This window comes from Dorea sp. Marseille-P4042 (assembly GCF_900290215.1).
Classification (GTDB): domain Bacteria; phylum Bacillota; class Clostridia; order Lachnospirales; family Lachnospiraceae; genus Dorea; species Dorea formicigenerans.
Genome location: NZ_OLMI01000004.1, coordinates 179967 through 193630 on the forward strand (window position 1 = coordinate 179967; position 13664 = coordinate 193630).

Below are 13664 nucleotides of genomic sequence, written 5' to 3' on the forward strand. Positions count from 1 at the left end.
CTCTCCTATTTTCCTGATCTGAGCATGTAGAACAGTAATTCTGTTATTGATCGTTTTCTTGGTCCTGGTGTGCAAGGAATTATTTTATGCAATCTCCACTCTCCAGCCATTGTTGCTTTTGTAAGTGGTGTAGGATTTTCAAATTCGTCCCACTCTTTTCTGCTTTCTGGGATCGCTACCATGATTCCGTAGTACCTAGATGATTCCGGGTTACATTCCCTGATGTGTTCTAAAAGCTTTCCTGAATTTCTGTCTGCGATTAAATCCTTGTAACACTCCATTGTTGTTACGATGTAATTTTGCTCACCAAGAAAATTCAGTCCGTTTCCGCTGTAGATATCTTCCCGGCAACTCTTAATTTCGTAACAGATGAATTGTCCTTTTTCGATTGCTCCTACGGAGCATTGGTTTGGTGGCATGAACTGCATGAAATCTACTCTTTTTACGTTCTTGCTTCCATGATCGATACTGACTTCTGATGCCCAGTATTTGCCTATTCCTTGTAATTTCTTTGTTATCAGCAGATTACTTAAAAAACTAGTTACCATTTTCCTGTTCATTTTCTACTCCTTATATGGTTCTGGAAGTGGTCTCCAAGCTTCTACGACTATTCCGAAGTCTTCACACGGTACGTCTTCGTTAAGATAGAATGTTCCTCCAATATCGTCTTCCTCGTATTTTCCGACGCTTGGAACGTCAAAGCCTTCGCATGATATCAATACATATTTTCCATGCTCCGGCAAGCGTTTGCTTGCCGGAATCCATCTTGTCTCTTCTACTACATTTTCCGGGTAATACTGCGGTAATCTGTCTACTGCGCGTTCCATGCAGTTGTAGCAAAACTCAATTAATTCCTTTTCCTGGCATCCTTCATAACACATTTTAGTATCTTGCATATCTTCTCTTAATGCATTAATTACCATGTCTTTTCTAAGATATCCCATTTTCTTCTTCCTCACATTCTATGACTGCAAAATGAAAGCCGCATTCGTCACATACTGCGGTTCCGTCTCCGTAGTATGCGTTTGTTCCCAACGCCTCTCCGCATATCGGGCAATAGTCTATTCTGCTATTGTCGGCAATTCCACATATATATCCTTGCATCTTTTTTTCCTCTTTTCTTAACTTAGTTTTTCTTTCATTGGTTTGCCTTTTTCGTAGACAGTGCAATTATCAGCTGTGCAGTAATGGCTTCTGGAAAATTTATGGAATGCTCCGTAATTACATAAGCTGACGGGATATCTTGCACGCCATTTACAGGTCTTGCATTTTTTTTCTATCACCGTTTGAGCCTTTTGGTTTTTCTTTGTGTTTTTCCTTTACTTCCCGCGGCTTTCTCTGTGTTGGGTCTCCACCCTCTCTTCGAATTCCGACTAATCCATCTGCCGTAATTCTATATTGTACCTGTGTTTGGGTAAGTCCCATCTTTTCTGCTATCTTTCTATTGGTCAGCCCCTGTTCTACCAGGGATCTCAGCAAGTCTTTATCATATTCTTTTACGCTGCCGCCTCCCTTCTGTACTTCCGAAAGCTTTTGGCTTTTTCGGCGTGGTATCTGATTAATTCCTCGACTGCTGCCATCTGCGCTTCTTCTACCTGGTGTTGTTCATAGATTTTCAAATCTATGCCCCACTCTTCACCGCCTTCGTAGAGAAGCCACCGGAAGCTTTTGTATACGATATAAGCAAGCTTTTTCTCTCCGTCTACGAGATCGATTTGTGTCATGCTTTCCCGAATCCACTTCATAGCATTTCCTCCATATCCGCTGCACGTCCTTCCCATTTATCTGCTTGTCTCTTGCAGTAATCTATAATGGTCTCAACTGCTGCCATCTGTACCGGTTCAATATCTAACTTGCCGAAGCCTTCCATTTCTCCAATACATGAAAGCCTTGGAAATAGGCTCATCCGATACCACAAGAACCAGCATAATTCCGCTTCGTCCCAGATCAATGCTGCGATTTTTTCGTCTTCTTGATATAATTCCAGACATTCGTCCGATTTAATGGACCACATTTCTTTCTGCGCCTCCTTGCTACAACCATCTTGTTCCGGTCGTCGATATAATAATCTGCATAGACCTTCCGACAGTTGTTCTTATATTTGTTCTTATATTCTGGAATATTGTCATTGACTGCATCAAACTCCAATCCATTCGCCCTGCAGTATATGACTGCCTCCTGCAATAGGTCTCCCTCCCTGCATGTCCAGAGTATAATTTTATCTCCGGACTGCTGCCGTTTGATCAGAAATTGGAATAATTCTGTATTGGGTTCTCCCAGTTTCGGGTATTCTGCTGTATTTAACGTGCCGTCGAAATCTACGGCATATATTTTGTTCATGTGTCTCCTTTCTCCTCCGGCTCCACCGGCCGGAGGGAATCTATGGTTAATAGTGACTGTGATACACTATTGGTGCTGTAGTTTTCTTACTCTTTTTACCGGTAATACGACAAATACTCCCGTGTCTTCCAGGTATACTGTGACTGTATCTGCCAGATGTTCTTTCTCGAACACGATTCCCAGCCTCTCTTTCTCTTCTCCCATCGGAATGCACTTCACATATTCACCCTTATAGAAATCTCGGGAGCTTTTGTCTTTCCTAAGGTTAGAGGTAATTTTTGTAGGCAATATTCATCCACTCCTCTCGTGTGTGATCCTGTTCGTATGCTTCCTGTAGATAGGCGCATAACCTTTCACGGGTTGCACGGCAATTATGTACAGCGTCTTTGCCTTCCTTGTGGTGTCTCCGGCACAAATATACTTTTAAACCATTCTCTTCGCTTCTGGTGCGTCCTCCGCCTCCAAATACTACATGGTGGCATTCTGTGTACTGATAATTCCAGTTGCCTTCTTCCTTGGCACACAGGTAGCAAATACCCGGATATGTTTCTACGATTGGCTCCGGGTGGTGCTTTCGTTTCTTTTTTTTCTGTGGTTTGGGATACATCAATTCGCACATTGCTCTACGCATTCAATCTCCTCTCCGTTCTTATCCACTTCCGCCTCGAGCAATTCTGTCCAGAATTCCTCTTTTCCCAGTGCTGCAAAACTTACACCTCGCATGGAACGCATTTTCTTATCCATAACTTTCGCCATATACTCTGCTGCTTCCTGCGCTGGGATTGATGCCATGTATAATCTTCTCGTGGCGTAAGCCCTTTTGATTTCTTCCTCTTCCGTGACCTCTGTCGGCACTTCCATGTTATCTGGACAATATTCCGGAAAATCCTTCGTGATTTCGGTCTGTCCCGGAATCTGTTCTTCCGGATCTTTCTTGACTTCCTGTGCCTGTTCTTTTGGCGGTTCTTTTTTCGGCTCTGATTTCTTCGGAGCTTCTGTCTTTACTGAAACTGGCGACTTTTTCTCCGGTTTCTTTTCCGGTATTTTTTCTTGTGTATCCGGATGTAACGATTCGTCATAGATTCTCTTATACAGGTCGCCTGCTGCCATCTTCAGGTCTTCCGAATACTCCGGGAGGAACAATTTTTCAAATCCTTTAGCAAAGTCCATGTAATCATATTCCTGATTTTCTCCATGATTCCGATACGGCATAACCTTGATAGTATGTTCAGTCATCATGACATTGGCATATTCTAAGCGAATCATTTTGAATTTTGTCGGGTTTAAGATAACCAGAAGCTCTCTGGATATGTCTGATCCATCCGGATCCTTGCGCTCCCAATCGAGAAGCTTCTGAAATGCTTCTTTTCCGTCTTTAAAATACTCTCTTGCTAATTCCACCATCCAGTCTGTTTCCTGTGGTTCTTCCTGTGCGATGTCGCACAGCTCCATCTGATCATCATAATGTACTTCTGTTTCCCGGATAATCCCTTTTGCCTCCCGGATGTCCTTGACCGTGGCTTCTGTTGATATAGCTTCCTGGATTTCTTCCGGAAGTCCCAACATCTCCGTGAGCTTACTGCTTCCATAGCCTCTCCATTTGTCATCGATCTGCGTTGAGAATCCTCCGATACTGTATTTTGTGTTGATGTCCATGAAGCGGCTTGCCGTGGAACGCCCTATTCCAAATGTGTCCTTGGCATATTCCCAGATATTTCTGTATCCTGCCTGTTTATACAGCTCGTCCTGTTCTGTCTTTTTTAGATAAAATCCCACCGATATAAAGCTCTCTGCTATATCGTTTAATAGTGCTTTTATGATTATCGTCATCTCGTCCAATGACTCGGTTACTCTTATTTCATCCATATTATCCCGCCTTTCTCATTTGAATCCGCTTTTTGAATGTATTCATAAACTTTTTTACATCTTCTCCCGGATCTTTATTGTACTTCCCACGCACTTGGATCACTTCTCCCTCTCTGACCTCGACCGTGTAATAACTCTCTTCCGGTTCTTCCTTTTTTCTGATAAAAAGAATACAGGTCTCTCCGGATACCATTCTATCTATATAAGTCGCTACACAATGGTGCTGGTTCTGCCCTTCCTGCCTGATTTCTCTTACTCTTTTTGGTAATCTCATCAACAGGTCATCCGTCTCCATTTCGTAGGCTTTCCATCCACTCCTTTTTATCATCTCTCTTAGCGTTCCGTCCTTTTGGTCGTCTTTCTTTCCCTGCAATTCTATTTTTCTTTCTTCCTGCTCTTGCACGAGCTGATCATGACGTTCTTTTAAGTTCTTTGGATATAATACATATGGGTCGTCCATGTTGTATCCCAAGATTGCGGCCATCTGTAGATAATCGTGATAATCCGTGACTGTCTGTCTATCCCCATTATTCCATTTTCTTGTGGTATTTTCCCGGATATATCTAAGCATCTTATGTGGTGTTGTATGCCTCATGTATATTGCAAAATCCCTGCCATATTTAGACATTTCCTGAACCTGTTCCCATGTTACCCGGATTCCTGCCTGCTGGCAGTTATACAGCGCTCTATACTCTCTCATGTGTGGGTCTTTCTTTTTGATGAGATTGTAGTATTCACCTTGAAGTCCCAGCACTTTTCTTAATTTCTTTTCTCTTAAGGAAAGTGCTGCATCACTTCCTCCATTGATGCTGTCTGCAGTCAGATTGTAATATCCTGCTTTTACCAGTTTTTCGATTCCCTGATATTCTGTTGCTGTATCTATGTAATTCTGTTGGTAAAATGGAATATTCTGGCAGGCAAATTCCGGTAATCCTGAGTATTCCAATTTACTTCCTTTTAGCGCCCTTTTTAAATTTCGCGGATATAGGACTGCTTTTCCTTCTTCTTTTCCTCCTCCCCAATAACATCCTCCGAACTCATATCCATTGCACCAGCGCACCTTATTCGTTGTCTTATATCTGTGGTAAGAATAAATGCCACGTCTATACCATAAGTCATCGTATGTGATCCTTATACTTTCGTAGATGTTAAATTCTGTTCTTTCCCCTTCGCATATCCGCTGATATACGTCGAAGTATCTGAACACAAATCCGGCCGGAGTTTTTTGAATCAATGCAGCGCTTGATTTATCCGTAATTTGTGGACTTTTTTTATAAGTTTTGTAGATAACTTTTCTCTTGCAGTATTTGCATTTTCCTTCTTTTCCGTACTTATGGCCGGACAACTCCTGCGTCTTTCCACAACAGGTGCAGCGTCCTATGTTCTTTCCGGATTCGTAGTACATATATTGTGGTACTGCATCTTTTTTCGCCCAGTCCTCAAAATCTTTTGGAATCTCTGGAATGATTGCCATCTCATCATCAATCCGATCCGTTTCTTTCCGATGTTTTTCGTACTGCTGCCACCCAAGGATTGCACTGTGTGGGCTTTCTTCACCATTTTTCGTAAAATCCTTTATAGTTTTACGGTCTCTTTCTGTGATCCAATATGTCTGATACGCGGCACTCTCGCCGTCGTTGTAACTCACTCCAAACTGCAGGTTCTCAATGGTTGCTGTGCGCCACTTTCTTTCAATCGTCTCGTATGTATCGTATTTTCCATCATGTAAAAATATCCGAAATGCTGGGCGAGATGTCTTTAGTCTCAAGTCCCTGTAGTAAAATACATCGACTTCCAATATTCCTTGTGTTTTTCTGGCTCTGTAGAATTTTCTGTATTTCGGTCCGGTGACTGATGGGCGTCGATAACGATCATACTCCTCTTCGAGCCATGCTTTTTCGTACATTTCTTTTGTGGCTTTCATAGCTGGAAGCTTTAATAATTCGCTCTTTTTCATATCATGCCTCCAGGAAGTAATCTCTTGCCCACTCAAATACTGTCATGTCTGCCACATAATGCTTTCCAGTATCCTTCTGGATTTTTTTGCAATTATCCTCAATCAGTTTCATGCAGTTTTTTACGGATTTTGTGCGGCGTCGCACACACGCCGCAAAGTGCTCGTCTGTGCACTGGCTTTTTAAGTAGTCCAAGATCGGCTCGACCGGAATCTGATTATTTTTATATCCTACTGCCTCAATGTCCAACTTTCCCATGGCAGCATTCAGGTTGTCCGTCAGCTCTTTCGACCGCCCCTCTATCATGTCCTGTGCGAAAAACTCCGGAATACCGTTCTCTTTCGCAAGTTCCTTGATTCTTTCGGTATCCCCTTCCTGCAGCAACCCTAACGCACACGCATTAATCTCCTCTATAGAATCCATATTTCCGAAAATATCATACATTTTTCTCTCTCCTTTTCATTTCGCTCTCCAACCATTCACTGTAAGCATGATGGCCGCTCTCAATTTCAAGCTCATGTCCTTTTTCTGCTATTATTTTCCATAGCTCTTCCCACAGCTCCGCATGTTTCAATGGATCTCCTTTGGCGTTCCTGAAATCTGTTTCCGCCCATTTTTCCAGATTGTTCTTCATCATGTTCAGAACAAATCGGTCTTCGGAATGTACTGTAATCTCACACGGCTGTGTCAGAAGCTCCATGGCGTCCAACAAGCATATTAATGTCGCCCCGTGATAGGTCTCCTCCGTCTCTCCAAATCCCTGCCTGGTCTCGTCCTCTCCATTTTTCTTTTTGTAAGCAATCACGAAACCGTGTGACCTCTTGTATTTACTGGTGCTTGCTGTGTCTTGAGCTAAGTAGATATTCACTTTAAACACCTTCTTGTTCCTCCAAGTATTTTTTCCTTTCCGTATCTGCTTCGATGTGATCTCTCATGACCATGACCGCTTTCGCAATTGCCATATCTGCTAATGCTCTGGTATCCAATACTGGCTCCATGCCATGTTCCTTGTTCCAGGCGTTATACACGCGCCCAAACTCTTTCAAAAGCGTCTCATTCACTTCAACTTTCACTTTAAATCCTCCTGTTCAATCGTATTTGCGTGACTCTCCGGTATTTGTAGCCTGTTTTGGGATTTATACCCTCCCAGATGCGTGCTATGTAATAGCCTTTCTTTGGTTTGACTTCTTTCTTCCACCTTACAAGCTTGTCCACGTGAGGCTCTGGGAGTGGCATATTCTTGGAAGTGTTGTAACTGGCTTCCCGGAGTCTTGGTTTTCCCTGTGTGCCGTCGGCTTTTGTCTCTGCGGAATGTTCGTCTTTTGTGATATAACTGGCAAGACTGGTGAAATCTTCATCATAGAATTTCGATTTCTTGATTTCTGTCAGCCATGTTCCTCCCTTGGTCCATGCCTTTTCTACGATGCTGGCTGAATCTCCTATTTCATTCACGACCAAGTGGATGTGCCAGGCTCCCTTTGTTCCGCGCTCTATGTTACGAATCCAGAATAAGGATTTCCCTCTTTTCTTGTATTCCCTTCGTACCTTCCGAAGTGCTGCCTGAAAATCCTTCAGGGCCGACTCCATATCTGGTGGTCTTGCCTCCACCCGGTATGTCCAGGTGAGTAATAGGTCTCCCGGTGAGAAATAACACAATAACCTCTGACGGCATCTCTTCTCTTTATTCCATTTATTTACCCGGAGCATATCTTCCGGTGTTGCTTTTCTTCTTTTTAACCGCTTCCCTCCAGGATCTCCATACTTCCCGTCATGGTATTCTTCTATGTCCAGGATATCTCCCTTTCTGAAACGGTATTCCTTTCTCTTTATAGCCATGGTTTTGTCCTATCTTTAATATCTTTATCGAGATTGGAAAACGGGGCGAAATCCCCGTGTTTCCTTGACTTTTCCACCCCGTTCAGCTATACTATAATTGTTTTCAATAGCAGAATCTTTCGAGGAATCGGAAGGGTGAAGAGGAATTTGTTGACGCAGATTCCTTTTCTTTTTTATCTCGCATACCTGACCACCTTATTGACTATATAGGCTGCAGTCACGATGATTAATCCGGCCACGATTCTTGTTCCTCCTGGGAGTAATGCCGGACTACTGTTTGTCATGCGGGCTACACCTATCCAGGTGGCTGCCATTCCGATGACTCCGACCGTCTCCGTGACTGCTCTTACTGTCTTACAGATCAATATCTTTCGCTTGTGCGCTTTAATACCCATTTTTCCTACACCACCTTATATACTCAATATCCAGCCTTGCTTCCTGGATCACCGATTTCAATGCCCGGAGCTTGGCTATTTCTGTTCGCCTTCCTACTTGGCAGACTTCCATGCTTTCACAGCGTTTTCTCTGCTCCGCCACGTGTCGGAACAGGATCTCTTCTATTTTTCTCACATCACACCTGCTCTCTGCCGTCTTGCCTTTTTCTGCATGGCAATGTGTTTCTGCCTCCATTTTTCAAACTCGTCAGTGTCGATCTGATACCGACTACTCTTATATACATTTGTTTTTTCTGCAAATGTCTGATCTGGTGCTGCTATTGCGTTTTCAATATATGTCCGGGTAAATCCGCACTCTTTTACGAGTGCGTTTGCAGACATTATCTTCCTTGGGTATTCCATATATGTAACCTCCTTTGTTTAATTGATGTAATGACGTATAGTTCGCTTCACATTCTCAACGTCATTGAATCTGATCTGTTTCTTTACTTCGCCAATCTGCCGACTGAACTCTTCATTCATACACATCTGTAACTTCATCCAGTCAGAATATGAAATGCCTTTTAAGGCTTCTATATACTTATCCACTTTTTTCCTCCCATCATTCAGACAGTTCTTTCTGTAGCCTAGCCAAGCCAAGCTCTGGCAGTTATCAACTCTGCCAGAGCTTGGGTTAATTCTGCCAGTTCGTTTACCTCATAGCTTTCTTTGCAATTTTCTGTTTTTTTCTGTATGAGTTTACACAGGTCATCTATTGTCCTTTCTACTTCTTTCATCCTTCCCGCCTCCTTATGCACTCTTATCTTCTTTAATAGATGCACATGCAGCAAATCCTTTTAAAAATATTTCCGCATCTTTTTTTCTTGTTTTTGGTACTTTTACCAAAATTTCTGCAAATTCTGCTGCATCTTCTCTTATTTCATTGATTTGCATTTTCCCTTTGTCCTCCATTTATTTTCCTCCTTTCTTGCGTTCCGTTGGTATCATTATATGTTCCATTGTCACATATGTCAACACATTTTTTCTTTTTTGTTGACATCGGTACGTTATTGCGATATACTCGCATTAAAGGTGGTGAGAATAAAATTGAATGAACGATTATTAACGCTTAGAACTGTGTATCTGAAATTAAGTCAAGAAGAATTCGGCAATAAAATAGGTGTTACACGCGCCGCCGTCTCTCGTTATGAAAATGGCGATAGAAAAATATCGGAACCAATACTGTTATCTATTTGCAGAACTTTTCATGTTAATTACTATTGGTTGGTCAATGGTGATGGAGATCCATTTGTTGATACTCCTGAATCTGTTATCGATGAAATTGCTGAAGAATATGAGCTTGATGATATTGATAGAAAAATGTTGGAAAAATACTTGTCACTTTCTCAAGAACAACGGCGTGTAATCAAGGATTACTTCCAAAGTGTATTTACCTAAAAAAAGAACAGGTTATTCACCTGTTCTTTGGATAAAGAATCTATGTACATAGGCATAAATTCTCTTTAATTGTGAAATGTCGTCAATTTTTTCGATCATTTCAATAATGTGCTTCTTACATGTTTCTTTGTCCATACTGCGTACCTCCTCTTAGAGCATACATCCGAAATTCCTTGATTGAATCTTATCACTATTAGATTTTGTTTTCAATGGTTTTTCGAACATTTGTTCTATTTTATCTTTTATGTGTTCTTCTATTAATAAAGACACATGAGTTATAGGAAGCTGTTGGAAATGGTTGGAATCGTCCCAGATGTGGGACACTTATTGAATATCGGATTTGAAAAGGTCCGTAACTTTCAGATGAAGACCTTTTGCAAGCTGCTCCACAGTATCTAAGGTTGGAGATACTTGTCCATTAACGATTCTGTTTATTGTGGATTTGGACACTCCGGTCATGATAGATACCTGGCGCACAGAAAGATTTTTGTCATACATGATTTGCTCCAGTAATACTTTCATAGTTTTTATTATATACCATGTAGCTTGATATGTATTCTGGAAAATATTTGTATATTCGCCTATGGCGTTTATATATAAACTTACTTATACTTATTTCATTCTCTTTTTAAGGAGTACAATATGAGAAAAAGAATTGTTTCAAGTCTCCTTGTATTATTGGTTCTTTCAACCATAAGCGCATGTGGGGCAAAAACTCAAAAAACTGAATATAATATTGATGAATTAGGTCCTATATATCAAAAATCAATGGACCTGTTTCAGGAGAAGAGCTCTGATTTCAAAGACGAAGATTTAAGCTCTGATAAAGGGATTGCTCTCTTCAAGCAATGTTCTGAAAAGAATGGACTTCCTTTTAATCAAGAAATCACGCTTACCGGTTTTAAAGCTGAGTCACTAAAAGGATTTTCATTAGAATCAACAGATGGAAAATATCATATTTCTTGCGATTTTCCAAATGATGAAACTAATCTTAGTTTATTTATTGAACATGGTACAGAGGTTACCGTAACCGGAACTATGTCTCGGGAAGATTATCCTTACGGTGAGTTGATTGTTTCTAAAATACTTACACCTGAAGACATAACTCCTAAATTCGAATCCAACGTTGCTCAAGCTTTAGATTCTGATTTATTGTGTTCTGTTGTGCAAGGCACTGTTTTAAATGTTAATACACTGGATCAGATGGAAGGAATTTTTTTAGCTTTATGTCCAGATAAATATGAACGGCAAGACTATTATTATGACACTATTCTTACTTTGACCGATGGCGGAACTGACAAACTTATATATATGGGATATGATTCAGAACAATCAGTGGAGATTCATGTTGGTGATAAAATTGCTCTTTCCGGTTACTTTGATTTTAAATATCCGGATTCCGAGGATCCGTCTTTTGGCTATATGAGTAACGTTTACGATATTTATATTTTTGACAAATAACTAAAAACCGCCCTTGCTGGTTACAAGGACGGTTGATGAATACTATACGTGCTGTGCACGATACAATACTCCCTGACAAGAATATTGTATCATAAATCCACGGCACCGTATAGGTGTATTTTTTATACTCATTTTTAGGAGGTTGGTGCTATGGCTAGTAAAAAATATAAACTCGGTGCAGATGGATATTATCAGACTAAGGTTTGGGATGGGACGTACAACGCTAACGGCAGTAAGCATCGTGTATCACTCAGGAGTGATAAAAGCAGCCGGGATCTGGAACGTCAGGTTGCAGCTATGAAAGCTCAAATTGAATCCAGAAACTATGTGAGGAATACGGATATATTGTTCATAGACTATTCCCGAAGCTGGCTGAATGTGTATAAGTCCAGGCGCTCCAATAATACCAAGCGCATGTATGAGAATATTATTGAAAAGCACTTCACGGCTCTTAATGCGCTAAAGTTAAAAGATGTAGAGCGTATCCACATTGAAACTTTATTGGCAAATGCAGAGGATAAGAGGCGCACTCAACAGCAGATTTTATTGACCTTTTCTGCGGTCCTGAAGTCTGCAGTGTCTGACAAGCTCCTGGCTGCTAATGTGGCTGATGATATTCTCAGGAATACCGACAAAATAAAATATAAGCCGAGCGAAAAGCGTCCTCTGACACCAGCTGAGAAGAAAGCCGTCTTTGATGCGACTTATAAATATGATTCTGATCAGGCTTATGTGTATCTGATATATGGATGTGGATTGAGACGCGAGGAATGCGTGGCACTTACGATATTTGATATTAATTTCAAAAAGCGCGAAGTTTCCGTCAGCAAAGCCTATGAGTATATTACAAATACTCCCGGTGTTAAGGATCCGAAGAGCTCTAATGGAATTCGTACCATTCCAATACCTTCCAAGATTCTCCCCGTGGTCCAGGGCTATGTAGAGAGTGTTAAGCATTCCGGCCGGACTCAGCTATTTGTGACCATGCGAGATAAGAAGCCTCTTACCAAAAGCGCTTATGATAAAATGTGGAAGAGAATCTTGGAATCGATGCAGGCTGTGTGTAAAGAAGATATCGTTGGATTGACCGGGCATGTGTTCCGGCACAACTATTGCTCATCCTTATGCTATCAGATTCCTCGTGTATCTATTAAAAGGATTGCACAGCTTCTTGGTGATACAGAGGCTATGGTTATGAATGTGTACTCACATATTCTGGCCGAACGTGAAGATGTAGATGGCGCTGTGAATGATGCGATTAATTTTTAAGAGTGTGGGATTTTTTATCTCATACTCTTTTTTGATACACTTCTGAATTATTTGATACGCTTCCGTGGTATTCTGAGGCGCTTCTGAATTATTTGATACGCTTCCGTGGTATTCTGAGACACTTTTGAGACATCTTGAATTCAATGAGACACTTTTGAGACATTAATAAAAGCAAATAGAAGCAAATAACGCGTGTTTTGTATGATACGAAAAATCCCCACAAACCCAATGTTTTCAAGGGTTTGTGGGGATTCCATTCAGTGAGCGTGCGGGGATTCGAACCCCGGACAACTTGATTAAAAGTCAAGTGCTCTACCACCTGAGCTACACGCCCGTCTCTTCCAATATGCTAATCATAAAGGAAAATGCCCAGAACCGGAATCGAACCAGTGACACGAGGATTTTCAGTCCTCTGCTCTACCAACTGAGCTATCTGGGCATTCATCACATCAGCTATTGCCAATGTAAGTTGCGGGGGCAGGATTTGAACCTACGACCTTCGGGTTATGAGCCCGACGAGCTTCCAGACTGCTCCACCCCGCGATATTAAAATTTCTCTTTAAAAGAGTTAAGCCGATGATCGGACTCGAACCGATAACCTGCTGATTACAAATCAGCTGCTCTGCCAATTGAGCCACATCGGCGCAAGCCTTTAGGCTAATGGGTGGAGGTGGATTCGAACCACCGAAGCATTAAGCAGCAGATTTACAGTCTGTCCCCTTTGGCCACTCGGGAATCCACCCATATTCAATATAACTAACAACTTTTAAGCTGTAATGGGACCAATAGGGCTCGAACCTATGACCCTCTGCTTGTAAGGCAGATGCTCTCCCAGCTGAGCTATGATCCCATAACGACCCAGAAGAGACTCGAACTCTCGACCTCCGCCGTGACAGGGCGGCGCTCTAACCAACTGAGCCACTGGGCCTTATGAAGGATGTACCTTCAAAATCACATATAAGAAATCTTTTAACATCTTTACCTATCCACCTTACTTGGTTATGCCCTCGACCTATTAGTAACAGTCAGCTCCATGTGTTACCACACTTCCACCTCTGTCCTATCTACCTCGTCGTCTTCAAGGGGTCTTACAACTTTCGTTGGG

General features: G+C 41.6%; 25 protein-coding genes, 7 tRNA genes and 1 rRNA gene. 3 read left to right on the forward strand and 30 right to left on the reverse strand.

Features of this window, described 5'->3' with window-relative positions; genetic code table 11:
- Window positions 1–5: 5 nt before the first annotated feature.
- From C7E02_RS18925 to C7E02_RS19310, 20 genes are all read right to left on the reverse strand, one after another.
- On the reverse strand, window positions 6–560 hold the full coding sequence (locus tag C7E02_RS18925; protein WP_105310453.1) for a hypothetical protein: 555 nt from the start codon (window positions 558–560) through the stop codon (window positions 6–8).
- A 3-nt stretch (window positions 561–563) separates the two neighbouring features.
- Window positions 564–944: a DUF551 domain-containing protein gene (locus C7E02_RS18930; RefSeq protein WP_105310454.1), complete on the reverse strand. Its 381-nt coding sequence runs from the start codon at window positions 942–944 to the stop codon at window positions 564–566.
- The gene (locus C7E02_RS19290) at window positions 931–1104 is read right to left on the reverse strand and encodes a hypothetical protein (RefSeq protein WP_005332009.1); all 174 of its coding nucleotides are present in this window, start codon (window positions 1102–1104) and stop codon (window positions 931–933) included. The genes C7E02_RS18930 and C7E02_RS19290 overlap by 14 nt, the downstream gene beginning before the upstream one ends.
- Before the next feature lie 392 nt (window positions 1105–1496).
- A complete protein-coding gene (locus C7E02_RS18940) occupies window positions 1497–1745 on the reverse strand; it encodes a hypothetical protein (RefSeq protein ID WP_005332007.1) in 249 nt (82 codons plus the stop codon).
- Window positions 1742–2014 carry a hypothetical protein gene (locus C7E02_RS19295; RefSeq protein ID WP_154104217.1) on the reverse strand — a complete coding sequence of 91 codons (273 nt, stop codon included), beginning with the start codon at window positions 2012–2014 and terminating at the stop codon, window positions 1742–1744. The genes C7E02_RS18940 and C7E02_RS19295 overlap by 4 nt, the downstream gene beginning before the upstream one ends.
- Window positions 1948–2340, reverse strand: coding sequence for a hypothetical protein (locus C7E02_RS18945; protein WP_242979047.1), 393 nt, complete (start codon window positions 2338–2340; stop codon window positions 1948–1950). Before C7E02_RS18945 ends, C7E02_RS19295 begins: the two co-directional genes overlap by 67 nt.
- Before the next feature lie 66 nt (window positions 2341–2406).
- Window positions 2407–2544 carry a hypothetical protein gene (locus tag C7E02_RS19300; protein ID WP_005332004.1) on the reverse strand — a complete coding sequence of 46 codons (138 nt, stop codon included), beginning with the start codon at window positions 2542–2544 and terminating at the stop codon, window positions 2407–2409.
- Window positions 2545–2605: 61 nt separating this feature from the next.
- Window positions 2606–2971: a hypothetical protein gene (locus tag C7E02_RS18955; protein WP_029732211.1), complete on the reverse strand. Its 366-nt coding sequence runs from the start codon at window positions 2969–2971 to the stop codon at window positions 2606–2608.
- Entirely contained in the window at window positions 2947–4206 is a 1260-nt protein-coding gene (locus C7E02_RS18960; RefSeq protein ID WP_105310456.1) for a hypothetical protein, read from the reverse strand. Before C7E02_RS18960 ends, C7E02_RS18955 begins: the two co-directional genes overlap by 25 nt.
- A gap of 1 nt (window position 4207) precedes the next feature.
- The gene (locus C7E02_RS18965; RefSeq protein ID WP_105310457.1) at window positions 4208–6163 is read right to left on the reverse strand and encodes a PcfJ domain-containing protein; all 1956 of its coding nucleotides are present in this window, start codon (window positions 6161–6163) and stop codon (window positions 4208–4210) included.
- Between the two features lies 1 nt (window position 6164).
- Window positions 6165–6605 (reverse strand): Cas9 inhibitor AcrIIA9 family protein, encoded by a 441-nt coding sequence (locus C7E02_RS18970; RefSeq protein ID WP_105310458.1) that lies wholly within the window; start codon window positions 6603–6605, stop codon window positions 6165–6167.
- On the reverse strand, window positions 6598–7038 hold the full coding sequence (locus C7E02_RS18975) for an RNase H family protein (RefSeq protein ID WP_105310459.1): 441 nt from the start codon (window positions 7036–7038) through the stop codon (window positions 6598–6600). The genes C7E02_RS18970 and C7E02_RS18975 overlap by 8 nt, the downstream gene beginning before the upstream one ends.
- On the reverse strand, window positions 7031–7234 hold the full coding sequence (locus C7E02_RS18980) for a hypothetical protein (protein ID WP_105310460.1): 204 nt from the start codon (window positions 7232–7234) through the stop codon (window positions 7031–7033). The genes C7E02_RS18975 and C7E02_RS18980 overlap by 8 nt, the downstream gene beginning before the upstream one ends.
- Window position 7235: 1 nt before the next feature.
- A complete protein-coding gene (locus C7E02_RS18985) occupies window positions 7236–7997 on the reverse strand; it encodes a rolling circle replication-associated protein (protein ID WP_105310461.1) in 762 nt (253 codons plus the stop codon).
- Between the two features lie 173 nt (window positions 7998–8170).
- Window positions 8171–8392, reverse strand: a complete 222-nt coding sequence (locus C7E02_RS18990) for a hypothetical protein (RefSeq protein WP_105310462.1) — start codon at window positions 8390–8392, stop codon at window positions 8171–8173.
- The gene (locus C7E02_RS18995; RefSeq protein WP_105310463.1) at window positions 8382–8567 is read right to left on the reverse strand and encodes a hypothetical protein; all 186 of its coding nucleotides are present in this window, start codon (window positions 8565–8567) and stop codon (window positions 8382–8384) included. Before C7E02_RS18995 ends, C7E02_RS18990 begins: the two co-directional genes overlap by 11 nt.
- Complete coding sequence (locus C7E02_RS19000; protein WP_105310464.1) at window positions 8564–8794, reverse strand: hypothetical protein; 231 nt, start codon at window positions 8792–8794, stop codon at window positions 8564–8566. The genes C7E02_RS18995 and C7E02_RS19000 overlap by 4 nt, the downstream gene beginning before the upstream one ends.
- A gap of 18 nt (window positions 8795–8812) precedes the next feature.
- Window positions 8813–8980, reverse strand: coding sequence for a hypothetical protein (locus C7E02_RS19515; RefSeq protein ID WP_203226990.1), 168 nt, complete (start codon window positions 8978–8980; stop codon window positions 8813–8815).
- Between the two features lie 38 nt (window positions 8981–9018).
- Window positions 9019–9168 carry a hypothetical protein gene (locus C7E02_RS19305; protein ID WP_158683107.1) on the reverse strand — a complete coding sequence of 50 codons (150 nt, stop codon included), beginning with the start codon at window positions 9166–9168 and terminating at the stop codon, window positions 9019–9021.
- 13 nt (window positions 9169–9181) lie between these two features.
- Window positions 9182–9325 carry a hypothetical protein gene (locus tag C7E02_RS19310; RefSeq protein ID WP_158683108.1) on the reverse strand — a complete coding sequence of 48 codons (144 nt, stop codon included), beginning with the start codon at window positions 9323–9325 and terminating at the stop codon, window positions 9182–9184.
- Between the two features lie 153 nt (window positions 9326–9478).
- Between C7E02_RS19310 and C7E02_RS19005 the strand changes: the two genes are divergently transcribed.
- Window positions 9479–9829: a helix-turn-helix domain-containing protein gene (locus C7E02_RS19005; RefSeq protein WP_105310465.1), complete on the forward strand. Its 351-nt coding sequence runs from the start codon at window positions 9479–9481 to the stop codon at window positions 9827–9829.
- Window positions 9830–9841: 12 nt separating this feature from the next.
- Here the strand turns inward: C7E02_RS19005 and C7E02_RS20135 are convergent, their stop codons facing one another.
- Window positions 9842–9964, reverse strand: a complete 123-nt coding sequence (locus tag C7E02_RS20135) for a hypothetical protein (protein WP_278336565.1) — start codon at window positions 9962–9964, stop codon at window positions 9842–9844.
- Window positions 9965–10153: 189 nt separating this feature from the next.
- Window positions 10154–10327, reverse strand: a complete 174-nt coding sequence (locus tag C7E02_RS19010) for a helix-turn-helix domain-containing protein (protein ID WP_227096788.1) — start codon at window positions 10325–10327, stop codon at window positions 10154–10156.
- A gap of 144 nt (window positions 10328–10471) precedes the next feature.
- Here C7E02_RS19010 and C7E02_RS19015 point away from each other — a divergent pair, with 144 nt between their 5' ends.
- A complete protein-coding gene (locus C7E02_RS19015; RefSeq protein ID WP_105310467.1) occupies window positions 10472–11290 on the forward strand; it encodes a hypothetical protein in 819 nt (272 codons plus the stop codon).
- A gap of 150 nt (window positions 11291–11440) precedes the next feature.
- On the forward strand, window positions 11441–12559 hold the full coding sequence (locus C7E02_RS19020) for a tyrosine-type recombinase/integrase (protein ID WP_105310468.1): 1119 nt from the start codon (window positions 11441–11443) through the stop codon (window positions 12557–12559).
- Window positions 12560–12820: 261 nt separating this feature from the next.
- Here the strand turns inward: C7E02_RS19020 and C7E02_RS19025 are convergent.
- The 8 genes from C7E02_RS19025 to C7E02_RS19060 all read right to left on the reverse strand — a co-directional run.
- A tRNA-Lys gene (locus tag C7E02_RS19025) sits at window positions 12821–12893 on the reverse strand.
- Window positions 12894–12925: 32 nt separating this feature from the next.
- Window positions 12926–12998, reverse strand: a tRNA-Phe gene (locus C7E02_RS19030).
- A 30-nt stretch (window positions 12999–13028) separates the two neighbouring features.
- Window positions 13029–13102: transfer RNA gene (locus C7E02_RS19035), tRNA-Met, on the reverse strand.
- A gap of 28 nt (window positions 13103–13130) precedes the next feature.
- Window positions 13131–13203: transfer RNA gene (locus tag C7E02_RS19040), tRNA-Thr, on the reverse strand.
- A gap of 17 nt (window positions 13204–13220) precedes the next feature.
- A tRNA-Tyr gene (locus C7E02_RS19045) sits at window positions 13221–13302 on the reverse strand.
- Between the two features lie 34 nt (window positions 13303–13336).
- Window positions 13337–13409, reverse strand: a tRNA-Val gene (locus tag C7E02_RS19050).
- A 4-nt stretch (window positions 13410–13413) separates the two neighbouring features.
- Window positions 13414–13487 (reverse strand) — tRNA-Asp (locus C7E02_RS19055).
- Between the two features lie 67 nt (window positions 13488–13554).
- Window positions 13555–13664 (reverse strand): 23S ribosomal RNA (locus C7E02_RS19060); the annotation flags it as partial.